Below are 22,362 nucleotides of genomic sequence, written 5' to 3'. Positions count from 1 at the left end.
GGCTCGCGCGGCAGGATGCGCAAGCCCGTTTGCATCCGATCAACGGCACCCGCTCACCCTTAAGCAAACGCCGAAAGCGACGATAACTACTTCGAAGGTTATCCAGGCCACACCCGGCGCCGCCAGGGCCGGAAGCCAAGTACATCACCGCTGCCCTGAGGATTTCGTCATGTCGTTGACCGTTAACACCAACATTGCTTCCCTGACCGTACAGAACAACCTGAACAAGGCTTCGTCCGCCACCAGCACCTCGATGACTCGCTTGTCCTCGGGCCTGAAAATCAACAGCGCCAAAGACGACGCCGCCGGCCTGCAGATCGCTACCCGTCTGACCACCCAGATCAAAGGCCTGACCGTTGCGACCAAAAACGCCAACGACGCTACCTCGATCGCCCAGACCGCTGAAGGCGCACTGCAAGAAACCACCAGCATCCTGCAGCGTATGCGTGAACTGGCTGTTCAGTCCCGCAACGACTCCAACAGCACTTCGGACCGTACCGCTCTGCAATCTGAATTCAGCCAGATGAGCGACGAACTGACCCGTATCTCCACGTCGACCACCTTCGGTACCGGCATGAAGCTGCTTGACGGTTCGGCTTCGGGCCTGCAGTTCCAGGTAGGCGCCATGACCGGTGACGACCAGCACATCGACCTGGGCATCAGCCTGAACGCTTCGGCCTCCGGCCTGGGTGTTGCCAGCGTTGCAATCACCGGCGGCAGCACCAGCGCCGCACACAGCGCGATCGACTCGGCCATCAGCGCCATCGACGCCGCGTTGAACACTGTGAACACCACCCGTGCCGACCTGGGTGCCAAGCAGAACCGTCTGGAAAGCACCATCAGCAACATCAGCAACATCATCGAGAACGCTACCGCCTCTCGTTCGACCATTCAGGACGTTGACTTCGCCGCTGAAACCGCTGAGCTGACCAAGCAACAAACCCTGCAACAGGCGTCCACCGCGATCCTGTCCCAGGCCAACCAGATCCCGTCCGCTGTACTGAAGCTGCTTCAGTAATATCGGCCACTGGTTGACGATGAGCCCCGCTTTCGAGCGGGGCTTTTTCGTTTTCAGTCCCGGCCCCCGCCTACGGCGGCGACCGGCCCCACATAGTGTACAAGTGCAGGCAATAGCCACAACGCACCGACCATGTTCCATAGCAACATGAAGGTAAGCATCAAGCCCATGTCCGACTGGAACTTGATGGGCGAAAACGTCCAGGTACACACCCCGGTCGCGAGGCACAGGCCGGTGAACAGCACGGCCTTGCCCGTAGAGCAGAGGGTTCGGTAATAAGCTTCCTGCAACGGCAAGCCCGCCTGGAGGAAGCCCGCCAGCCGGCTGTAGATGTAAATGCCGTAATCCACACCAATGCCTACTCCGAGGGCAACCACCGGCAGAGTCGCGACCTTTACGCCAATGCCCATGATCGCCATCAGCGCATTGCCCAGAACAGAGGTGAGCGCCAGCGGCAGGATGATGCACAACGTGGCCCGCCAGGACCGGAACGTGACCAGGCACATGGCGGCGACGCACAGGTACACCAGCAACAATACCCACAGCTCGCTGGCGCCTATCACGTCGTTGGTGGCAGCTTCAATGCCGCCGTTGCCTGCAGCCAGCCGGAACGCCAGGCCCTCACGATCATGATCGCGGGCGAACGCTTTCACGGTGGCAACTACGCCCTGCAGGGTTTCTGCCTTGTGATCATTGAGGAACACCAGCATGGGCGCCAGGGAGCAATTGCCGTTGTACAGGCCGTCTGCCTTGGAGACTGCGCTGTTAAGTACATCCTGGTTGCGTGAGAGAGTTTCCCATTTCAGGTTTCCTTCGTTCAAACCCTTGATCACCTGTTTGGCCACGGTTGCGACCGAAACAACCGATTGCACACCGGGGGTATTTTCCAGGCCCCAGGTCAGTTCATCGATAGCCGCCAGGGTTGGGTAGGTAGAACACCCTTCGGGCTGCGTTTCCACCATCACCACCAACACATCAGAGCTGGTCGCGTAGTGGTCGATAACGAAGCGGTTATCCAGGTTGTAGCGCGAATCCGGTCGCAGCTCGGGGGCACCCTGGTCCAGGTCCCCAATCTTCAGGCCATGCCCATACCAGAGGCCAACACCAAGGGCGACCAGCGCCAGAAGGACCGACACCCGCGCTACCGCTGGGCTGCCAAATGCCGACAGCAGCCGCCAGAAGGCATGCTCACGCGCGGCGTCGTGTTTGCTGCGTTTGATCGCCGCTTCACTGATGCCCAAGTAGGAAATAGCAACAGGTAGCAGGATAAGATTGGTCAATACGATCACCGCGACGCCGATGGAAGCACCGATTGCCAACTCGTGTATCACGCCGATGTCGATGATAAGCAAGGTGATAAACCCCACCGCGTCAGCCAGAATGGCGATCATCCCCGGCAGAAACAACTGCCGGAACGTACGCCGGGCGGCAATCAACGCAGTGCTCGCGTCACTGGCGTGCAAGGCAATGCCATTGATCTTTTGTACGCCGTGGGAAATGCCTATCGCGAAAATCAGGAAGGGAATGAGCATCGAATAGGGATCGAGGCCGAACCCAAGCGCATGCATCAGCCCGAGCTGCCACACGACCGCCACCAAGGTAGTAGCCAATACTGCCGCCGTGCTGCGCAGGCACCGAGTGAAGCCATACAGCAACACCAGCGCGATCAGGAAGGCGGCGGCGAAGAACACCAAAACCATACCCAACCCGTCGATCAGGTCTCCCACTTTTTTGGCGAAACCAACGATATGGATACGCACATGGGGGTTCTCGTGTTCGAAGGTCTGCCGAACCCGTTGCTCGATCTGATGGGAAAACTGCTGGTAGTCCAGCTTAAGCTGCCGGCCACTATCATCGGGCGCGGGATAGGATTCGAGTAGCGGAACCTCGACGATGCTGGACTTGAAGTCGTTTGCCACCAACCGCCCTATCTGACCGGATCGCAGCACGTTACTGCGCAGTTGATCCAGGCTACTCACGGAGCCGTCATAGCCTTCGGGGATGACCTCACCGCCAGCGAACCCCTCCTCGGTCACTTCTGTCCAGCGCACGCTGGCGCTCCACAGTGATTTCATACCGGAGCGATCCACCCCCGGCATGTAAAACAGTGCCTCGCTGACTTGCCGGAGCGTATCCATATACGCCTTGCTGAAGATGTCGCCGTCGGTGGCTTCCACTGACACCCGAACACTGTTGCCAAGGTTGGCGAGGTCCGCGCGGTGCTCCATCATTTTCACGATGAAAGGATGCGTAAGTGGCAGCATTTTCTCGAAACTGCTGCCCGGGCGGATCAGCGTGGCCTGCCAGAACAGAAGCACGCTGATGGCCAGGCAGACGGCAATCACCATCGGGCGATGGTTGAAGATCAGCCGTTCGAGAAAACTCGCCCGCTCCTGCATGGGACGAGACGGAAGGGGTTCATGGCGGCTCATGGCTGGCGCGCCTCCACACCCGTGGCCGAAGCCAGGTGCACTCCACCCTGCCCCACCAGAACAAGCCCGGAGTTATCCTGCCCAGCCACTGCCGCAAGCCCCAGGCGATCGGGCCGATCGACCGCGTTGAAATGTTGCCCGTCATCCTGGCTGCGTAACACGGTGCCAGCACTGCCCACGATCAATAGTGTGCCGCCCGCGAGCGCAGTGGCCCCGGACAAGGTTGCAGTCAGAGGGCCGCGGTCACTCTGCACGTCTACGCGTTGCCAGGTACTTCCCGCGTCGCTGGAGCGGAATACGCTGCCGCGCAGGCCAAAGGTAAGCAACGTTCCCGGGCGGCCGGTGCCAATTACCCCGAACAACGAGCCGGGGCCGGGGCTGGCCAGCGTTTGCCAGGTGAGGCCCTGGTCGCCGGAGTGGAACACGCTGCCGGCTTCGCCCACCACGAACAGCCCCGCGCCGTTTACCGAGGCTATGCCGTTGTAGTGATAGTTGTCGGGATTGTCGATCCGGCCACTTACGTCTTCCCAGTGTTCACCGCCATCCACGGTGCCCAACAGCGCGCCATAGGCGCCCACCGCGAAGCCTCGCTGCGGGTTTTCGAACCAGACGTCCAGCAAGGGCGCCTCCCGTTTCGGGTCACTGAACTGCAGGGCCCAGGTACTGCCACCGTCATCCGTGGCCAGTATCCGCGCGTCATGCCCCACTGCCCAACCATGGGTTTCGTCAACGAAGTACACCGCAGTCAACAATGGCCCGGCGGGCGCGTCGGCTTGCTGCCAGCGCTGGCCCTGATCGTCCGAATACAGGATGTTGCCGCGATCACCGACCACCACCAGCCGATTGCCGGCCCGTACCGCGTCTACCATCAGGCTGCCGATCAGGCGTTGAGGTGCCTGGACGGTGGGCGCAGTGGTAGCCGCCTGGCTGGAAAACGGTAGCGCGCCCACTATCAGCGCTGCCGCCACGCCTGCCTGTAATTGCAAACCCAATTTCATATCAATGCCCCTCCGCCCCTGGCAATCGCCATAGGCGTCGTTCTCCCTTTGTTGATCCTTACCCGCTTGTGAAGCTATCGCGCGCCATGAAGGCCCTATTCTCCTGTGCGCTGCGTCCTGCCTGCCTCAACCGAGTAGTGATGGCTATAAGCGGCGGGAATAGCCTGCGGACATTGCGCACCACGCAAGTGCATCTATGCCGATACAGCCCCGTCCTGATGCACCCGCTGGCAACCGCGAAAGGCGCTATCCGGAGGGCCCATTTCCATTAGCTATAGGCATAAGTATTTCCTTGAAGGCAGAACCGCGATCCCTCCCTACCATGCGCTCAAGCCTGGAGACACAGGCCGTCACAAACCTGCGAACGGGCATTGGGTTCGGACGTGCTGAACAAGCGGTAAGGGGAACGACCATGGACATCACAGACACCACGCGGGCCTTGCGCCCTCATGCCCTGGCGCTGGGGATAGGGCTGTCGATCACGCTCTCTGCCAACGCCGAGACCTTCAACTTCGGGGAAATCGAAGGGCGTTTCGACTCTTCGCTTTCTTTCGGCTCCAGCTGGAGCACAGCGAACCCGGACAAGGCTTTCATTGGCGTGGCAAATGGAGGGACCGCTTCGAGCCGGACCTCCGACGATGGTCGCCTGAATTTCAAAAAGGGCGATGCCTTCTCGACCATCTTCAAAGGCGTGCACGACCTTGAGCTGAAATGGGGCGACAGCGGCGTGTTCGTGCGGGGCAAATACTGGTACGACTTTGAGCTCAAGGATGGTAGCCAGCACCTTTACGACATCGACGACAGTGGCCGTGACAGCGCTGCCAAAGCGTCCGGGGCGCAGATTCTGGATGCGTTCCTGTATCACAACTACGAAATCGACGACCTGCCCGGGAGTGTTCGGGTCGGCAAGCAGGTGGTTAGCTGGGGCGAAAGTACCTTTATTGGCAACGGTATCAACAGCATCAACCCCGCCGACGTATCAGCATTGCGCCGCCCCGGGTCGGAAATCAAGGAAGGCCTGATCCCGGTCAACATGCTCTACGTAACCCAGGGGCTGAGCGATAACCTCTCGGTCGAGGCGTTCTACCAGCTCACCTGGCAGAAAACCGTACTCGACAACTGCGGCACCTTCTTTGCCAGCGACGTGGCGGCGAATGGCTGCAACACCGGGATGACCGTAAACGGTAGCGACCTGAACACCGGCGCGGCGAGCTACGGCTATGTGCCCCGGCTTGGCGACCAGGACGCCCGTGACAGTGGCCAGTACGGCGTTGCCCTGCGGTGGACCGTTCCGGAACTCAACGAGACCGAGTTTGGCGCCTATGCCTTGAACTATCACAGCCGCACGCCCGAAACCGCATGGGTGGTCGGTACTGGCGCGCTGCGAGACCCGGTTGGCGGGCTGAGCGGCCAGGGGGGCGTGAGCACAGCGCGTTATTACCTGGAATATCCCGAAGACATCCACCTGTATGGGCTCAGTTTCGCTACCAACATCGGTGCTACGGCCGTTTCTGGCGAAATCAGCTACCGGCCGAACATGCCGATGTCGCTTAACAGCACCGATGTGTCCACGGCCGCCACGCTGGGTTCGGCGGCCACCAGCAGCCTGGTCAACGCCGGCCTGCCTGTCTTCAGCACCGGTTGGGCAAGTTCGGCCTATGGTTCGGTCATCGAAGGCTACAAGCGCATGCCCTATACGCAAGCACAAGTCAGCGCGGTGCGAACCTTCGATCAAGTGCTGACGGCCGACCGCCTGACGCTTATGGGCGAGGCTGCCTTCGCTCACATCGGCGGGCTGGGCAGCACCGACGGATCAGACCTGCGCTTTGGCCGCAGCAGTGTGTACGGCAACGGCGAACTGTCTGCGGCCGGCGTTGCAGCCCTGCTCGGGGGCGCCAGCGGCAACCAGATCTGCACGTTGTTGAATTCGGCAAACCCCGGCGAATGCGACGACGATGGCTTTTATACCCAGAACTCCTGGGGCTACCGGCTGCGGGCGGTACTGGAATTCAACGACGCCATCGCTGGCGTGAACCTTAAGCCCAATGTGTCCTTTTCCCATGACGTGAGCGGCTATGGCCCCACGTTCACCGAGGGGAACAAGGCCGTCAGTGTGGGCGTGGATGCCGATTACCTTTCCAGATACACCGCCAGCCTCAGCTACACGAATTTCTTTGGCGGTGATTACAACACCAACACCGATCGTGACTTTGTCGCGTTCAGCGTGGGCATGAGTTTCTAGTTTTGCAGCGCACGAGGTTAACCATGAAACACCCATACTTAGTTCGCATCAGCGGCTTCGCCTTGAGCTTGCTGACCGCCCAGGTGATGGCAGCGGTGCCGGCCGATCAGGTGGCACGCCTGGGCAAGGATCTCACGCCGGTGGGCGCTCAGCAGGCCGGCAACACCGACGGGAGCATTCCGGCCTGGACTGGCGGCATCGCGTCGAATGCAGGCACACCTGATGCGGACGGCTTCCTTGCCGACCCGTTCGCGGGTGAAAAGCCGTTGTTCGTCATCACCGCCAAGGACGCCCAGCAGTACAAGGATAAGCTCACACCCGGGCAGCTTGCGCTGTTCGTACGGTACCCCGACACCTACCGCATACCGGTTTACCCCAGCCATCGAAGCGTGAGCCTGCCTGACAAAAGCCTGCAGGCGACCCGCTTGAATGCGGCCGAAACCACCTTGGTGGAAGGCGGTAACGGGCTGGACCATTACCATCCCGGCGCGGCGCCCTTCCCTATCCCGAAGGACGGCCTAGAGGTGATCTGGAACCTGATTGGCCGGTATCGCGGCGATACGCTCAAGCGCATCGTGGTTCAGGCGTCCCCACAGCCCAACGGCGCCTTCACCCCCAACGTGGTGAAACAGGAGCTGGCGTACCCCACAGGGGTGAGCGATTACAACACGGAAGAAATGAGCAACATCCTGAGCTTCTATAAAGAAGAGTTTCTTTCCCCCGCCCGCATGGCCGGGGGCGTGTTGCTGGTACACGACACCGTCAATCAGGTAAAAGAGCCGCGCATGGCGTGGCAATATAATGCCGGGCAGCGGCGGGTACGTCGGGCGCCGCAGATTGCCTATGACAGCCCGGCAGCCGAAGGCATGCGCACACTTGACGATTTCGACCTGTTCAACGGCGCGCCCGACCGCTTTGAATGGAAGCTGATAGGCAAACAGGAGCTGTACATCCCCTACAACAGCTACCGCCTGGAATCACCGAAGCTCAAGTACACCGACATCATTCAGGCCGGCCATATCAACCAGGACGTCACCCGCTACGAACTGCACCGGGTGTGGCACGTGCAGGCTACGCTCAAGCCGGACCAGCGGCATATTTATTCACGGCGCGATATTTATATCGACGAAGACAGCTGGCAAGGCGCTGAGGCGGATGCCTACGACAGCCATGGGACCCTGTGGCGGGTGTCAGAAGGTCATGCGAGCTTCTTCTACAACTACAAGGTGCCGACCTTCGCCGCTGAAACCCACTACGACATTCTTTCCGGGCGGTACGCTGTGAACTCGCTGCATAACGAAGAAAAGAATGGCTACACGTTCAACGTTCCCGTCAGCAGCCGGGACTTTACCCCATCGGCACTGCGCGCCACGGGGATCCGTTAAGGTCACGGGCGCGGTTGAAATCGAAGGCGACCTACGAGGTCGCCTTTTTTATTTGTAAGCCTTGCGGTGACCGGTTATTGATCGAAGGACGCCAGGGGCCCGCTTCTTGCTATGCATTGGTTTTCCCGCGTGTGAAGTCGATTGGATTCCTATGAAGTTGCATCAGCTGCGTGCCCTCGTTTCGATCTGTGAAAGCGGCAGTATCCAGGAGGCCTCCCGCTTGCTGCATATTTCTCAACCGGCCCTATCCAAGGGCATCAAAGAGCTGGAAGCCGAGCTGGGGGTGGCCCTGCTGTTGCGCTCCAACCGCGGCATCACTGTCACCGAATACGGCGACCGTCTGGTCAAACGTGCCCGTTTGATACTCGAAGAAGTGCGCCGTGCGCGTGAAGAGATCGAGACCCTCAAAGGTGTAATGGACGGCAAGCTGTCGATCGGTGTGTCACCGGTTACCCCAGGTCGACAATTCGTCAACAGCCTCAACCGTTACCGCAAACGTTACCCCAGGGTGCAGGTGCAGATTCACGAACTGCGCCCTTCCAAATTGATGGAGGGCCTGCGCGAGGGCCTGTTGGACATGGCCCTCACCTCCCTGCCTGAACCGCGTAATACCGATGGCTTCCAATGGGAGCTACTGTACGAACAGCCCTCGGTACTGGCAGTGCGCAAGGGGCATCCTTTGCGTGATGCACGCTCACTGATCGAGCTTCAGGAACAGGACTGGCTGTTGCAGGATTCACTGGAGCAGTCCAAGGTCGGGACCCTCTTCGAACAGAACCGGATCGCACCGCCAAAGAGCGTTATCGAATGCGCTTCGGTAGTGCTGTTCTCCGAACTGGCCACTACCAGCGACGCGATCTCCTATTGGTCTCTGCGTGTGCTCGAACACACCCGTATGCTCCTCCAGAACCTTGAGGTGCTGGACATTGCCGAGAGCATTCCGCCGATGAACATCTCTCTGGTATGCCGCGATCAGGAATTGATGACGAGGGAGGCCAAAGCCCTGGCCGATGAGCTGATCTATGCCTACAAGGGACCGCACCGGCCGCAGCCGGATGACACGCCCGCCGCATTCGGCTACACCGGCGCGCTACCTTGATAACCAACACCGATAAGCATACGCAGAGGTGATTATTCAGCGGTGTGCGCCTGAGGCAAGCTTGACCCTATCGTAGCCGCAGGTTGCGGCTATAGGATAAGGAGCCTGCCCATGTCAGAGAAAGCTGTACCGTATCGGGCCCTGGTGGTCGCCTTGCTCATGGCCGTCATGGTGATCAGCATTCTCGACAAGACCATCTTCGCCTTTGCGGGCGTACAGATCATGGACGAACTCAAGCTCAGCCCCGAGCAGTTCGGCCTGGTGGGCAGTTCGTTTTTCTTCCTGTATTCGCTTTCAGGCACGCTGGTGGGGTTTCTCGCCAATCGTTATCCGGCACGCTGGATCCTGGCCGTGATGGCCCTGGTGTGGAGTACTGCCCAGTTGCTGGTGACGGTGGCGGGGAGCTTGGGCGCCTTGACCGCCAGCCGGCTGCTCCTGGGCGCCGGTTGCGGGCCAGGTACTGCGGTCACCCAACATGCGTGCTTCAAATGGTACGCACCGGCCGAGCACGCGCTGCCGGCGGCGCTGGTTCAGGTCTCGATCATGCTCGGGGGCCTGCTCGGCGCGCTCACCCTACCCTTTATCATCAGCCACTTCGGCTGGCGCGTGGCTTATCTGGCGCTGGCAGGCCTGAGCCTGGCATGGGTTATCGCCTGGTTGCTGTTCGGCGCCGAGGGCAGACAAGCCCAGGCAGAAAACCAGCCCTGCGCCGAACCTGCGCTGCCTTACCGGCGTTTATTGCTCAATCGCACGTTTGTATGGGTGTGCGTGATGTGCTTTCTGGCCTACCTGCCCAATGCGCTGTCTTTCAGCTGGTCAGCGGTGTACATGCAAAAGGGGCTCGGGCTGAGCGCAATGCAGGCGGGTTATCTGATGTTCAGCGCAACCTTGGGCATCATCGTGCTCAACCTGGCGATGGCCGCCCTGTCCCGAAGGCTCTCAAGCAAAGGCGCGTCATTGCATCGCCGCCTGGTACTGCCGCCGATGATGTGTTGTGTGCTCGGCGGGCTGGCCTTCTGCGCCATGGGCACTGTGTTCACCAGCGTGCCCGGAAAACTGGGCGCCTACATGGCAGGGGCCGTGCTCCTCAATGCGCTGTTCGCGTATGGGATGACGATTTGCTCTCACCTATCCCCGGAGCGCCAGCGCGGCGCCGTGTTGGCCATACACGTCGGCAGCATGACCCTGTCAGGGATGGTCGCACCCTGGGCCGTGGGGAGGCTGGTCGGGATCCTTGGCGGTGACATTGCGCGAGGCTTTGAAATCTCCGTGCAGGTGATGGGGGCGATAACCGTGGTGTGCGCGCTCATTGGCTTTTACTTGATCACGCCGGCGATAACCCGTGCCCGCATGACGGCCCGGGCAAACCCGGCCGACGCCCTCCCGGTCGAGGCGGCCACCAGCGTGCTCTAGCCAGCGCACCGCCAACCCAAAGCCCCCGAAGCACACTATCCGCTAACCGCCCATGAGCGCCGCCGGCCCTCATGCGCGGAGTGCAGACCGTTTTCGGCTGACGCCCTTTCACCAACAGGAAGTACCATGGACCTTTCCGCTTTCTCTGTAACCTACGCACAGGCGCGGGAGAAATTCCTGCATGGCTGCGCCCAGCGTGGCCTGGCTGTACAGTCTTATCTGCATCCGTTAAAAGGCCGCGACAATGAGCCCCTGGCGATCGATGTATGCCGCGTGGGGCCAGCGAGCGCTAGCAACCTCATGGTCGTCAGCAGTGGTTGTCACGGTATCGAGGGCTTCTGTGGTTCGGCAGTGCAGGTGGACCTGCTCGGCGACGACACCTGGCACAGCCTTGTTCAGCGCCCTGACCTGGCGATACTGTACATCCACGCCTTGAACCCCTACGGGTTTTCCTGGTGGCGCCGGGCTACCCACGAGAACATCGACCTGAACAGGAACTTCCTGGATTTCAACAAGCCCCTGGAAGATAACCCAGGCTATCGCGCCATCGCCGAGTTGCTGGTGCCTCCTCGGTGGCCTGCTGACCTTGCAACCACCGTCAAGCTGATGCTGTTTGTGGCGCGGCACGGCAAGAAGAACCTGCAATCGGCCATATCCCGGGGGCAACACAGCCACCCTCAAGGTTTGTTTTTCAGCGGCACTGAGCCGGCATGGAGCAACCTGCGAGTGCGTGAAATCCTTCGTGAGCATGGGCAGCAATGCAAGCGCATCGGCTGGATTGACATTCATACCGGGCTAGGCCCCAGTGGCGTGGGTGAGCGCATCTACAAAGGGCTGGCTCACGAGCAGGACCTCGCCCGTGCCCAAGCCTGGTGGGGGCCGGATGTCACCAACAGCTTCGATGGCAGCTCCACCTCGGCCCTGCTCGAAGGCACGCTCGACCTGGCCGTGATGGAAGAATGCCCACAAGCGCAGTACAACGGCCTGACCCTCGAATACGGGACGCAGCCAGGCCCGCAGGTGCTGACCGCGCTGCGCGCCGAGCAGTGGTTGCAAACCAACCCTGACGCCGATGAACCCTTGCGCCGCGAGATCAAACAGGCAATGCGGGATGCTTTCTACGTGGACACCGACAGCTGGAAGTGGCAGGTACTGGAGCAGGCCAGGATCGTGTGCCAACAGACGATTCGCGGGTTATCCGGGCCATTGGACGACAGCGGTGAAAACCGCCTCGCCGCAGTTACAGCGCGCGGGTGAATCGAAGCTCTCGTCCTGCATCGTCGATAACGTCGGGTTGGGCAAGGGTGAAGCCACACCGGCCAAGCACCTTCCTCGACCCAACGTTTTCATCATATACATACGCCACAAGCTGCCTCAGGCCCCAGCGTATGCGTGCCTGTGCGATCAGGTGTTCAAGGGCCCGGGTCGCCAGCCCTTGCCCGCATACGCTTCGGGCAATCCGATAGCCCACCTCTGCGCGCTTTGCAGCAAGGTCGATGTCTTTCAGGTTGGCGCGGCCCACGATCCGCCCGCCGGACTGCTCTATTACAAACGGGTGCCAGGTACCGGCGGCCAGCCCTGAGAGGTACGCGTCGATATGCACGGCTACACCCTCCAGGCAGTAGAACGCCAGCGGCCGCGCCTCGATGTGGGTTTCGAACCATTCACGGTTCTCCAGCTCGAAGGCCAGTAACGCTTCGGCATCGGTGGCCATCAATTGGCGAATAACGAATCCTTCCATGTACGACGCACCCATCTGCGAAGGGCCATGCCCGGAGCGTGGATAGTGGCGGCTGCGCTTGCGTCGATCAATGCTCCAGCAACGTTCAGCCTGTATGCTCCCTCCCTTCGCAGGGAGGTGTCTGATTGAACGTATTGAAACGGATTACGCTGTCGACGTTGGTGATGGCGCTGGCGGCCTGTTCCCACCAACCACAACCCTCCCCCCCGACACCCGAGCAGGTACGTGGCACCCTGGAGCGCTTGCTGCCGCCTTCAGTTGGCAATCGCCAAGGCTGGGCGACGGACATTCAAACGGCGTTCGAAACCCAGGGGCTCGAACCTACCGCGCAAAACCTGTGTTCGGTGATCGCAGTGATCGAACAGGAATCCAACTTTCAAGTAGACCCCCAGGTACCGGGCCTGGGCCGTATCGCCCGGGAAGAAATCGACCGCCGTGCCGGCCGCCTGCATGTTCCGGGGTTTCTGGTGGATGCCGCGCTGGCTATCAAGTCGCCCACGGGTGATACCTATGCCAAGCGCATTGCCAGTGCACGCACGGAGCGTGAGCTGAGCGACGCCTTCGAGGACTTTATCGGCATGGTGCCGCTGGGGCAGCAATTGTTCGGAACGCTCAACCCGGTGCATACCGCAGGCCCCATGCAAGTGGCGGTCGCATTCGCCGAGCAGCACGCCCGCGGCTACCCCTACCCCCGCCAGGGCTCGATTCGCCAGGAAGTGTTCAGCCGGCGTGGCGGCGTGTATTTCGGCACGGCGCACTTGTTGGGCTACCCCGTCAACTACCCGGAGCCCTTGTATCGCTTCGCCGACTTTAACGCCGGCCACTATGCCAGCCGTAACGCGGCCTTCCAGGCTGCCCTTAACCGCCTGGTGAAAGCGCGGCTTACGCTCGACGGGGACCTGATCGACTACGGCTCCTCTGCCGCAGGCCAGACAGAACTGGCCGTGCGCTCGCTGGGTTCACGCCTGAACATGAGCGACAGCGCCATTCGCCGGGCGCTGGAGCAAGGCGAAGCGCCCGGTTTCGAGGACACAGGTGTTTATCGGCGGGTGTTCGATCTGGCCGACCAGGTTGCCGGGCGGCCGGTGCCACGCGCGATCCTGCCGGGGATTACACTGGAAAGCCCGAAGATCACCCGGCACCTGACCACCGCCTGGTTTGCCAAACGCGTGGACGAGCGCCGCGCCCGCTGCGTGGCGCGAGAATGAGACTGGCCGTTTATTTTCAACGAAACGGCGAAAGTATTCCCGCAAGCACCGGGTTTTTCTAAACGGATTGCGGCGCTAGCCTTAGTTCAGGTCAACACTCATCAGGACAGCCACAGATGAAAGCCATTGTTTTCAAGCAACCGGCCTTGCCGATCGAACACCCCGAGTCCCTTTTCGAAATGGACCTGCCCAAACCCGTTCCCGGCGCGCGTGACCTGCTGGTAGAGGTGAAAGCCATCGCGGTCAACCCGGTCGACACCAAGGTACGGGCGCGCATCAGCGGCGGGGAGCAACCGCAGGTACTGGGTTGGGATACGGTAGGTATCGTGCGCGAAGTCGGCGAAGGCGTTTCGCTGTTCCAGCCAGGCGATGAAGTGTTCTACGCCGGCGCGATCGATCGCCCCGGCAGCTACAGCCAATTTCACCTGGTGGACGAACGCATCGTTGGCCACAAGCCCCGCAGCCTGGATAACGCCAGCGCCGTGGCGTTGCCGCTGACGTCCATCACCGCCTGGGAGCTGCTGTTCGATCGCCTCGGCATCGAAGAAAACGGCGGTCAGGGCAAAAGCCTGTTGGTCATCGGCGCGGCCGGTGGTGTGGGCTCAATCCTTGTGCAACTGGCACGCAAGCTCACTGGCCTTACGGTAATCGGCACGGCCTCACGGCCGCAGACCCAGCAGTGGGTAACCGAATTGGGTGCCCATCATGTGATCGATCACTCGGCTGCGTTGGCGCCTCAACTGGGCGCGATTGGCCAAAGCTCGGTGGACTATGTGATCAGCCTCACCCACACCGACACCTATGCGGCGCAGATCGTTGACGTGCTGCGCCCTCAAGGCAAGCTGGCGCTGATCGACGACCCGGCCCAGCTGGACGTGATGCCCTTCAAGCGCAAATCTCTATCAGTGCACTGGGAACTGATGTTCACCCGCTCGCTGTACCACACCGAGGACATGATCAAGCAGCATGAGCTGCTGGAGCGCATTTCCAATCTGGTGGACACAGGCGTTATCAGGACCACCCTGGGCGAGCATTTCGGCGCCATCAACGCCGATAACCTCAAGCGTGCCCATGCGCTGATCGAAAGCGGCAAGGCCAAGGGCAAGATCGTGCTCGAAGGGTTCTGATTGGAACGGCTACAGCGGACCCTTGTGGGAAGCGGCGGGGCCGGAGGCCTCCTACGTGGCCTGCGCGACATAGCGTTCGAATTGCCCTGCCAGAAACGCCCGCAACGCCTGCACCGCCGGCCTGAGTGACGCGCGGTGCGGGCAAACCAGTTGCAGGGGCGCGGGCTGGCCGTAATCCGGCGGGAATATGCGCACCAGGCGCCCGCTGCGCACGTCATCCATCACATCGAGCCCGGACTTGTAGGCGATCCCGAAGCCCGCGACGGCCCACCGCCTGACGATGTCCGCATCGTCACTGATGCGATCGCCGCTGATCTGGACGGTCTTCACCCCAACCGGCGTGTGAAAGCTCCAGCGCTCGAAAGTCTGCTCGCCCATCACATAGCGCAGGCAATTGTGTTCGCTCAATGCCTCTGGCGTTGCGGGTAACCCATGCCGTGCAATGTAGGCTGGCGATGCGCAGAGGGTTCGCCTGTTGAAAGGCGCCAATGCCAGCGACACCAAGCTGGAGTCGGCCAACTGGCCATAGCGAATGCTGGCGTCCAGGTGCTCGCCAAACAGGTCGGCCACCTGATCACTCACCTGCAATTGCAGCAGCACGCCGGGATGCAGCCGCTGGAACTCGTCCAGCCATGGCAACAGCAGGTTGCGCCCGATATCCGAGGGCATCGACAGGCGCAGCGTGCCGGAGATCTCGTCGCGCCCCAGGGTAAGGGCAAGCTCTGCGTTTTCCAGGGTTTCCAACGCCGCGCGGGCATGGGGCAGGTAGCGCTGGCCATCGTCGGATAACCGCAGCCGGCGGGTGGAGCGCACGAACAACCTTACCCCCAGGCAAGCCTCAAGGCGCTGCACAGCCCCGCTTGCCAGCGCCGGGGAGATACCCAGCAAGCGTGCCGCCGCCGAAAAGCTGCCCGCTTCGGCGGTAGTGGCAAACACCTGCAGGTCATCGATGCGGATTATTTTTTTCACGTTCACGGCAGGCTGATCAAGGCACGAGGCGTTGCAGCGTAAGGGGAAACGTGCGCCTTGCCCAGCCAGCGGATAAACGGCCACACGCTACGACCGTGGCCCGAAAAGCTCGCTGCCCGCTGCGCAGTGCCGCTTCGCTGGCGGTTCGGCCAATTCAAGCTACTTTGGATGCACCGCAACACCAATGCAGTGCCTTCCGGCGGTCGACGCGGCCCCCTCTTCGGGCAAAGGACTGTATGACATGACTACCACAAGCTCCGACGGCGTGCGAGTGATCCGCTCCGCCACAGGCAACACCCAAATAGACATCGCCAACGAAAACGACCCTGGCCGAACCGTGGCGGTACAGGCGGACGGCAAGATATGGGTTGCAGGCTTCACCCACAACTTCGGTGAATTCTATCAATACGCCGTTACCCGGCTGAACCCTAACGGCACCTTGGACACCACTTTTGGTGACGACGGCAAGCAGGTCATTGCCGAGCAGATCATGCTCGGTGACGAGTACAGCATGGCCGTGCAGAAAAACGGCAAGCTCCTCGTCACGCATGTGACCGCAGACAGCACAGACCTCGGCCTTGAAGTGACCCGCTATAACAACGACGGCAGCCTGGACACCTCGTTCGGCAGCAACGGCGCGGCCCAGGTAAGCGGCGAAGTGAGCTACACCGACACAGGCACCACCGTACTCAACGATGGCAAGATACTGATTTCCGGGCGCGACGGCGGCACCTACACCGTGGCCCGGCTCAATGCCGATGGAACACCCGATACCACCTTCCATGGCACCGGCGTGCTTGAGTTTACCGGCCCCACCACAACCACCGGTTCCTTCGACTTTCCCATGAACGTGCAGGCCGACGGCAAAATCCTTGTGCCAGGCATGGACAACGACAAGTTCGGGCTGTACCGCTACAACACCGACGGTAGCCTGGACACCACTTTCGGCAGCAACGGCCACGTGAGCTACAGCGTGGGCTCGGGCATCGACTGGGCTTACACCGTTACCGTGCAGCCAGATGGCAAGCTACTGCTGGCCGGCTCCAGTGATACCGGGGACTTCAACCGTGACTTCAGTGTTGTTCGCCTGAACGCCAACGGCAGCCTCGACACCACCTTCAGCAGTGACGGCAAGGCGGCGTTCGCGGTGGGCCTGGAGGACGACAGCGTGCGTTCCGTTGCGGTGCAAAGTGACGGCAAGATCCTGCTGGGCGGCGGCACCGATGGCGACTACGGGGTGGTGAGGCTGAACGCCGACGGCAGCCTGGATCGTAGCTTCGGTACCCTCGTCAATGGCTTCGAAACCGTGATCGGTACGAACGGCAACGACGTGATCATTGGCAGCGACGTTCGAGATAATATCTCTGCCAACAAGGGCAACGATCTGATCGACGGTGGCGCTGGCGCCGACAGCGTTACCACGGGCACCGGCGCCGACGTGGTCCGCTACAACGATATCAGCGACAGCTACCGCTCCCACAGCGACTTGATCCTGGACTTCAATGCCAACCAGGACCGTATCGACCTGGCGGCCCTTGGTTTCACCGGGTTTGGTAATGGCCACGGCGGCACCCTGGTGGTGGTGGAGAACGAAAACAGCGACCGTACCTACCTCAAAAGCTATGACGCCGACGCCGATGGCAACCGCTTCGAACTTACCTTGAACGGGCTGTATGAAGATCGGCTTACCACCACTAATGTGCTGTTTTCCCCCCTCACTCTCAACGGTACGGCCAGCGCCAACACCCTCACCGGCACGGCGGCGACCGAGGTGCTGAATGGGCTTGGGGGTAATGACAAGTTGAACGGCGGTTTCGGCGATGATGTGCTGGTAGGCGGAGCCGGCCGCGACACCCTTACCGGGGCCAGCGGTGACGACGTGTTCCGGTTTGCCAACGTGAACGACAGCTATCGTACCAACACCGCCGTCTTCAGCGACCTGATTACAGACTTTGTATCCGGTACCGACAGGCTGGACGTTTCCACGCTGGGCTTTATTGGCCTTGGCAACGGCCACGACGGCACGCTCAAGGTGCAGGTAAGCGGCGATGGCAGCCGTACCTACCTCAAAAGCCTGGATGCCACCGCCGACGGCCACCGCTTTGAAGTGTCCCTGACCGGTAACCATGCCGACCTGGCCGCCGCGGATGTGATTTTCAGCGCGCCGACCACTGACACGGCGGTGGCGTTGCTGGGTACGCCCATGGCTGAGCATGTCGCTTGAACAGGGCCGGCTCGTAATCAGCACGCCGGGGCCGGCATGATGTTGCCGGGCCTGGCGTGTGGGCGTCTGATATTTTTGTGAATACGGACAGGGGCAAGGGCCCGCTTTCCCGAATCTGTCCCCTTCGAACGAGCCCTTTTCTGGCAATGGACACACCGATCCTTATTGTCTTCAGCGGCCTCCCCGGCACTGGCAAGACCACTATTGCCAAAGCCATCGCTCAACAAACAGGCTCGGTATACCTGCGCATCGACACCATCGAACAGGCGCTTCGAAACGCGGGTGTGCTGGCTGGGGACGTTGGCTCAAGCGGCTATCAGGTGGCCAACGACGTCGCGCTGGGCAACCTGCAACTAGGCAACAGCGTGGTGGTTGATTGTGTGAACCCGGTGGCTGAGAGCCGGCACGCCTGGGCCCTTGTCGCAACGAAGGGCGCGGCCAGGCTGCTTGACGTTCAGGTCGTGTGTTCCGACAAGGCCGAACATCGACGGAGGGTTGAAACCCGCCACGCAGATGTACCAGGGCTGGTTCCGCCCAGTTGGCTATCTGTTCTGGAACATGAGTATGAGCCATGGCTGAAGACGCCTTTCACGCTGGACACAGCCGAACTGTCACCCTGCGCGGCAGTAGCGGCGCTGCTTGAGCACATCACGCGCTCAGCAGTGCCGCCGGGTTAACGCCTTACACCATATCGTTGCGAATCCACTCGATCACCGACGTACGCTTGGGCGCCCAGCCCAGCAATTCGCGAGCATTCTTGCCACGCACCCGGCTATTGGAGCCCAGGCCATAGTTAGCCATTTCATAGCCCCATTCCGCTTCGGCGTCAGCCAGGGGCCAGTCTTGCGATTTACCCAGCCCCAGGGCCTCGGCCATCGCAGTGGTCATGTCCACGAACGACGCCTCGCCGCTTTCGGCGAAATAGAAGGTGCCGGCTGGGGTTTTCTCCAGTGCCAAGGCATATAGCTCGACTACATCTTCGATGAACACGTTGGACCACACGTTTTCACCCGGGCCCACATGGCGTACCACGCCGCTTTTGCGGGCCTGCTTGAGCAGCCGCGGTAGCTGCACGCTGTCCCGCTTCACGCCCAGGCTATGCCCGTAGATCAGCGTGTTGCAGATCACCGCCGACCGTACGCCTTCGTTGGCCGAAGCGATCACCAGGTTGTCGATGGCCACGCGGGCCGCTTTGTCTGGCGTTGCCTCAGGCAACTGGCCCTCGTAGTAAACCTGCCCGCCGCCTTTGCCGCCGGAGGCATCGCCCACGATGCTGGAGCCGCTGGTGTGCAGGAAGGGTTTGTTGGAACCCTTCAGCCCTTCGATCAACGCTTCCACTGCGCCAAGATGGTCGCTACTGGCAGCATTGATAACGCCATCGGCTGCACGCGCCTGCTCGGTGAGCAGCGCGCTGTCCTCCAGGGTACCGATCACTGGAACGATCCCGAGGGCTTTGAGCTCCTCGGCTTGCTTCGCGCTGCGTACCAGCCCGGTAACCTGATGGCCGCGCTGGGCAAGGCCTGTTGCGATCGAACCGCCGATAAACCCTGCAGCGCCGGTAATGAAGATATTCAAGGGCTGACTCCCGTGTAATGAATGATGGGGCCAGTATGTGCCTTGGGTTTGTGGCTAAAAAGGCGGGTATTGCCAAATGAATTTTGCGCTGAAGTCATGAAACGCCTGGCACATCCATATTGATCTTGCGCCATACCGCCTCGGCGAAGCTGTACACGGCAAACGCGATCAACCCCAGGGCCATGAGCATCAGCAGCACACCGCCGGCCGGAAGGTTCTGCAAGGCCGCGAGGGCCTCTTTCATCCCTGGCGGGTCCATGGCCTGGTAGCTCGAACCGCTTACCAGCAGCAACAGCGAAATCTCGATGAACACCACACCCCGCGCGATCAGGCCGAACCGCGAGACCGGGCGCACGTACTGCATGGCTTCGTGGGCCTCGAAGTACTTCTCGAACGAGGCTTTCCAGCCTTTGATGATGTGTGCAATGCCCACGCCCAGCGGCACCAGCGCGATGAGATAAACCAGCAGGTTCGAGTGTTGCCAGGAAAGCAGATGGGCAAGCAGGTCGCGGGTTTGATCGCCCCCGCCGGAGCTTTTCGATTTACCCACCAACAGCCCGAGGGCAAACAATGCCAGCGCACCGTTAACCACGCCCCCGGCCAGCAAGCCTGACCGAATGGCCACGCCTTTGAGCCCCGTGCCATGGTGGTCCACATCGCGAACCGCTTGCACCACCCGCCAGCCGGCGAAGGCGAGCAAACCTATAACAACCAACCCCACCAGCACATCGCCGAGCGGGTGAGTCAACACCTCCATTAACGTGCCGTGGCTGTCTTTCGGCCTGGCCGAATCGCGGGCGGCCAGCAAGGCGAAGAAGCCCATGATCAGATAGATGACGCCCCGGGCGGCATAGCCGCTTCGGGCCAAGAGGACGAGGGTGTGTTGCGGGGACATGGTACCTGGCTCTATGCAATGGATAGACGGCAGACCCGATGGGTGTGAAGGGGTTCGATTTGGCTCGTCTGCCTTACGATTTTCAGCGGGACTGCTTCAGTGGCCTGTAGGACTATCCCGAATATTCATCCGTTCGTTGGAGGCGCAGGGGATTGGTTTGAGCCGGGCGAGCCGTAGGTGAAGCCCGCGAACTAACCCTCAAGCGCAGCGGAAACAGGCCGATAGCGTGAGCGCCCCTTGCCTGAAACGGATGGCCCATGTCGCTTCGCACCGTCGCAAAGACGCTCATCGTTTTCGCTTGTACGCTTCAGGCGTCTTGCCTGTTTTACCGGCCAATCCCACCAGGCGCTTACAGCGATGGTTATTCATCGGGGTGCGAGGCGCGTAAACGGGACCTGGGTTACGCAGCGCGCGACGCCGACCCTCGCACCCACCTTCAGGGCGCCTATGCCAAAGGCTGGGCCCGCGGGTTTTCAAGCTGTGAATCCTGGAGGGAGGAACAAGCGCGTAAGCAGTGGCAGAGGGGGGGCAGCCAGAAAACATGTTCCAAGCACGACAAGAAGCGAGGGCGCTGTGACTGATTTGTTGCCTGAGCGTGCAATGACGCCGACCAAAGTCAGCCCCGTTCGCGGGCGCGACCTCGAAGCGTTCGAATCCATCGCCCCACGCCCTCGACGATCCCGGGGGCCCGGGCTGATCGTGCTGGTTTTTCTGCTCATATGCTTGGGCATGCTTGGCTTGAATTGGAACCGGGTGGCTAACTACCCCCACTCTGTTTCATCCGCCGTTCCCTTGCCAAGTGGGATCGGTCCGGTGAATCAACGGATGCTAAACTCTGCACCTGCTTCCGTTGCCCCTGCGGATAAGCCTGTGACCCTGGCCGCTCCAAGGCCGCTCTCCGATTGTCTCGGCAACAGCACCGAAATAGATGAGCAGGTGCTGCGTTGTCGGTTTGGTGAAGTGCCTCGCGCCAAGGCTGCAATCGCGGCTGCCCAGGGCATGGTATCTGCTGATTATCTGGCGCGGTTCCATACCACCCATGAGCGTGGCGCAACGGCCTCCCACGCGGTAGCGCCTGAAAACCACTTGATAACGGGTTGGGATGGCCAATCGGAGTATCTCGCAACATGGCAGGAGAATGGCAACGACATCGATCACTCCAGCGTGTGCAGCAACTACCGGCGCGGGTCCATCGACTACCGGGAATGCCGCAAGGGCGCCAAACGCTGGTTCAAGGACCAATGTATTAAAAACAGCGACGGCGCCGCACGCGCACGCTATTGCTCCGCCGCGTCGTCGTTCAGCCCGATGTAGTGGGCAGGGAAAGCCTCGTGAGTGCGTGGCCGGCCCCGCCGCTGCAGTAATGAAAGGCAGCATTGTGACAACCTCCGACCTCATCTCACTGATACAGCGCGACCCTGTAAGGATGCAGATTCTAAGGCAGGTCCAGGCTTTGGACCTACCGGATTGCTGGGTAGGCGCCGGGTTCGTTCGAAGTGCCGTGTGGGATCACCTGCACGGCCGACCATCGTCCCCACTGCGAAGTGATGTCGACGTTATCTGGTTCGATTCTGATCACCATGAAGCTGAGCGAGACGTTGAGCTTGAGGCCAGGCTGTGCACGCTCGATAGCACCGTGGACTGGTCTGTGAAAAACCAGGCGCGTATGCACCTGCGCAATCACGATGCCCCTTACGCGAGCGCCGTTCAGGCCATGACCTGCTGGCCGGAAACAGCCACCGCTGTTGGGGTGAGGTTGAATCGGGAAGGCAGTGTCGAAGTCGCCGCCCCTCTTGGTCTGGACGACCTTTTTGCGCTGATCGTTCGCCCGACGCCTCGGTTCGAAGGCGACAAGTATGGGATCTACCTCAAGCGCATTCAGTCGAAGCAGTGGCATACCCTTTGGCCCCGCCTTGTGTACCTGGGATGAGTGCCCGTCCCCGGCCTGCCCCTGACCTGTAGGAGTAGGCGAAGCCTGCGAACCGGCGCACCGCCGAACCCATTCCGGTCGGCGCGGCCTTTGTGGGAGACGGGCG

General features: G+C 61.0%; 18 protein-coding genes. 12 read left to right on the top strand and 6 right to left on the bottom strand.

Translation table 11 applies throughout. The features are described from left to right. The first annotated feature begins 169 nt into the window (after window positions 1-169). The gene (locus tag AC3Z8Y_RS07225; protein ID WP_490089066.1) at window positions 170-1,018 is read left to right on the top strand and encodes a flagellin domain-containing protein; all 849 of its coding nucleotides are present in this window, start codon (window positions 170-172) and stop codon (window positions 1,016-1,018) included. Between the two features lie 53 nt (window positions 1,019-1,071). Here the strand turns inward: AC3Z8Y_RS07225 and AC3Z8Y_RS07220 are convergent, their stop codons facing one another. Both AC3Z8Y_RS07220 and AC3Z8Y_RS07215 read right to left on the bottom strand, forming a co-directional pair. Then, complete coding sequence (locus AC3Z8Y_RS07220; RefSeq protein ID WP_490089065.1) at window positions 1,072-3,450, bottom strand: efflux RND transporter permease subunit; 2,379 nt, start codon at window positions 3,448-3,450, stop codon at window positions 1,072-1,074. Continuing rightward, complete coding sequence (locus AC3Z8Y_RS07215; protein ID WP_490089064.1) at window positions 3,447-4,448, bottom strand: WD40/YVTN/BNR-like repeat-containing protein; 1,002 nt, start codon at window positions 4,446-4,448, stop codon at window positions 3,447-3,449. The genes AC3Z8Y_RS07220 and AC3Z8Y_RS07215 overlap by 4 nt, the downstream gene beginning before the upstream one ends. Window positions 4,449-4,860: 412 nt before the next feature. Here AC3Z8Y_RS07215 and AC3Z8Y_RS07210 point away from each other — a divergent pair, with 412 nt between their 5' ends. The 5 genes from AC3Z8Y_RS07210 (at window position 4,861) to AC3Z8Y_RS07190 (ending at window position 11,844) form a co-directional block, all read left to right on the top strand. Beyond that, on the top strand, window positions 4,861-6,690 hold the full coding sequence (locus AC3Z8Y_RS07210; RefSeq protein WP_490089063.1) for a DUF1302 domain-containing protein: 1,830 nt from the start codon (window positions 4,861-4,863) through the stop codon (window positions 6,688-6,690). Window positions 6,691-6,713: 23 nt separating this feature from the next. Continuing rightward, window positions 6,714-8,075, top strand: coding sequence for a DUF1329 domain-containing protein (locus tag AC3Z8Y_RS07205; RefSeq protein WP_490089062.1), 1,362 nt, complete (start codon window positions 6,714-6,716; stop codon window positions 8,073-8,075). 151 nt (window positions 8,076-8,226) lie between these two features. Continuing rightward, the gene (locus AC3Z8Y_RS07200; RefSeq protein WP_490089061.1) at window positions 8,227-9,174 is read left to right on the top strand and encodes a LysR family transcriptional regulator; all 948 of its coding nucleotides are present in this window, start codon (window positions 8,227-8,229) and stop codon (window positions 9,172-9,174) included. Between the two features lie 111 nt (window positions 9,175-9,285). Continuing rightward, a complete protein-coding gene (locus AC3Z8Y_RS07195) occupies window positions 9,286-10,587 on the top strand; it encodes an MFS transporter (protein ID WP_490089060.1) in 1,302 nt (433 codons plus the stop codon). A 126-nt stretch (window positions 10,588-10,713) separates the two neighbouring features. Continuing rightward, complete coding sequence (locus tag AC3Z8Y_RS07190; RefSeq protein WP_490089059.1) at window positions 10,714-11,844, top strand: M14 family metallopeptidase; 1,131 nt, start codon at window positions 10,714-10,716, stop codon at window positions 11,842-11,844. On the opposite strand, the gene AC3Z8Y_RS07185 is transcribed toward AC3Z8Y_RS07190, so the two are convergent. After that, window positions 11,828-12,328, bottom strand: a complete 501-nt coding sequence (locus tag AC3Z8Y_RS07185) for a GNAT family N-acetyltransferase (RefSeq protein WP_490089058.1) — start codon at window positions 12,326-12,328, stop codon at window positions 11,828-11,830. The genes AC3Z8Y_RS07190 and AC3Z8Y_RS07185 overlap by 17 nt on opposite strands. A gap of 164 nt (window positions 12,329-12,492) precedes the next feature. Between AC3Z8Y_RS07185 and AC3Z8Y_RS07180 the strand changes: the two genes are divergently transcribed. Next, window positions 12,493-13,536 (top strand): DUF1615 domain-containing protein, encoded by a 1,044-nt coding sequence (locus AC3Z8Y_RS07180; RefSeq protein WP_490089959.1) that lies wholly within the window; start codon window positions 12,493-12,495, stop codon window positions 13,534-13,536. 116 nt (window positions 13,537-13,652) lie between these two features. After that, window positions 13,653-14,663, top strand: a complete 1,011-nt coding sequence (locus tag AC3Z8Y_RS07175; RefSeq protein WP_490089057.1) for a zinc-binding alcohol dehydrogenase family protein — start codon at window positions 13,653-13,655, stop codon at window positions 14,661-14,663. Between the two features lie 51 nt (window positions 14,664-14,714). On the opposite strand, the gene AC3Z8Y_RS07170 is transcribed toward AC3Z8Y_RS07175, so the two are convergent. Continuing rightward, window positions 14,715-15,623 carry a LysR family transcriptional regulator gene (locus tag AC3Z8Y_RS07170; protein WP_490089958.1) on the bottom strand — a complete coding sequence of 303 codons (909 nt, stop codon included), beginning with the start codon at window positions 15,621-15,623 and terminating at the stop codon, window positions 14,715-14,717. 250 nt (window positions 15,624-15,873) lie between these two features. On the opposite strand from AC3Z8Y_RS07170, the gene AC3Z8Y_RS07165 reads away from it, so the two are divergent. Continuing rightward, window positions 15,874-17,856, top strand: coding sequence for a M10 family metallopeptidase C-terminal domain-containing protein (locus AC3Z8Y_RS07165; protein ID WP_490089056.1), 1,983 nt, complete (start codon window positions 15,874-15,876; stop codon window positions 17,854-17,856). 158 nt (window positions 17,857-18,014) lie between these two features. Beyond that, window positions 18,015-18,533: a P-loop nucleotide/nucleoside kinase family protein gene (locus AC3Z8Y_RS07160; RefSeq protein ID WP_490089957.1), complete on the top strand. Its 519-nt coding sequence runs from the start codon at window positions 18,015-18,017 to the stop codon at window positions 18,531-18,533. Between the two features lie 4 nt (window positions 18,534-18,537). On the opposite strand, the gene AC3Z8Y_RS07155 is transcribed toward AC3Z8Y_RS07160, so the two are convergent. Both AC3Z8Y_RS07155 and AC3Z8Y_RS07150 read right to left on the bottom strand, forming a co-directional pair. Continuing rightward, the gene (locus AC3Z8Y_RS07155) at window positions 18,538-19,431 is read right to left on the bottom strand and encodes an NAD-dependent epimerase/dehydratase family protein (RefSeq protein ID WP_490089055.1); all 894 of its coding nucleotides are present in this window, start codon (window positions 19,429-19,431) and stop codon (window positions 18,538-18,540) included. Between the two features lie 94 nt (window positions 19,432-19,525). Then, window positions 19,526-20,326, bottom strand: a complete 801-nt coding sequence (locus AC3Z8Y_RS07150) for a DUF1206 domain-containing protein (RefSeq protein ID WP_490089054.1) — start codon at window positions 20,324-20,326, stop codon at window positions 19,526-19,528. A gap of 573 nt (window positions 20,327-20,899) precedes the next feature. Here AC3Z8Y_RS07150 and AC3Z8Y_RS07145 point away from each other — a divergent pair. Further along, window positions 20,900-21,640 carry a hypothetical protein gene (locus tag AC3Z8Y_RS07145; RefSeq protein ID WP_490089053.1) on the top strand — a complete coding sequence of 247 codons (741 nt, stop codon included), beginning with the start codon at window positions 20,900-20,902 and terminating at the stop codon, window positions 21,638-21,640. 61 nt (window positions 21,641-21,701) lie between these two features. Beyond that, entirely contained in the window at window positions 21,702-22,256 is a 555-nt protein-coding gene (locus tag AC3Z8Y_RS07140; RefSeq protein ID WP_490089956.1) for a nucleotidyltransferase family protein, read from the top strand. The last annotated feature ends 106 nt before the right edge of the window (window positions 22,257-22,362 follow it).

Source organism: Pseudomonas sp. 3MAES_34.3B (assembly GCF_058145875.1).
This window is presented reverse-complemented; position numbering and strand designations above follow the sequence as displayed.

Coding starts and splice junctions, on each gene's coding strand:
- AC3Z8Y_RS07220 (WP_490089065.1), bottom strand. CDS start 3,450: ATGAGCCGCCATGAACCCCTTCCGTCTCGTCCCATGCAGGAGCGGGCG.
- AC3Z8Y_RS07200 (WP_490089061.1), top strand. CDS start 8,227: ATGAAGTTGCATCAGCTGCGTGCCCTCGTTTCGATCTGTGAAAGCGGC.
- AC3Z8Y_RS07210 (WP_490089063.1), top strand. CDS start 4,861: ATGGACATCACAGACACCACGCGGGCCTTGCGCCCTCATGCCCTGGCG.
- AC3Z8Y_RS07180 (WP_490089959.1), top strand. CDS start 12,493: ATGGCGCTGGCGGCCTGTTCCCACCAACCACAACCCTCCCCCCCGACA.
- AC3Z8Y_RS07225 (WP_490089066.1), top strand. CDS start 170: ATGTCGTTGACCGTTAACACCAACATTGCTTCCCTGACCGTACAGAAC.
- AC3Z8Y_RS07175 (WP_490089057.1), top strand. CDS start 13,653: ATGAAAGCCATTGTTTTCAAGCAACCGGCCTTGCCGATCGAACACCCC.
- AC3Z8Y_RS07195 (WP_490089060.1), top strand. CDS start 9,286: ATGTCAGAGAAAGCTGTACCGTATCGGGCCCTGGTGGTCGCCTTGCTC.
- AC3Z8Y_RS07215 (WP_490089064.1), bottom strand. CDS start 4,448: ATGAAATTGGGTTTGCAATTACAGGCAGGCGTGGCGGCAGCGCTGATA.
- AC3Z8Y_RS07165 (WP_490089056.1), top strand. CDS start 15,874: ATGACTACCACAAGCTCCGACGGCGTGCGAGTGATCCGCTCCGCCACA.
- AC3Z8Y_RS07190 (WP_490089059.1), top strand. CDS start 10,714: ATGGACCTTTCCGCTTTCTCTGTAACCTACGCACAGGCGCGGGAGAAA.
- AC3Z8Y_RS07185 (WP_490089058.1), bottom strand. CDS start 12,328: ATGGAAGGATTCGTTATTCGCCAATTGATGGCCACCGATGCCGAAGCG.
- AC3Z8Y_RS07205 (WP_490089062.1), top strand. CDS start 6,714: ATGAAACACCCATACTTAGTTCGCATCAGCGGCTTCGCCTTGAGCTTG.
- AC3Z8Y_RS07150 (WP_490089054.1), bottom strand. CDS start 20,326: ATGTCCCCGCAACACACCCTCGTCCTCTTGGCCCGAAGCGGCTATGCC.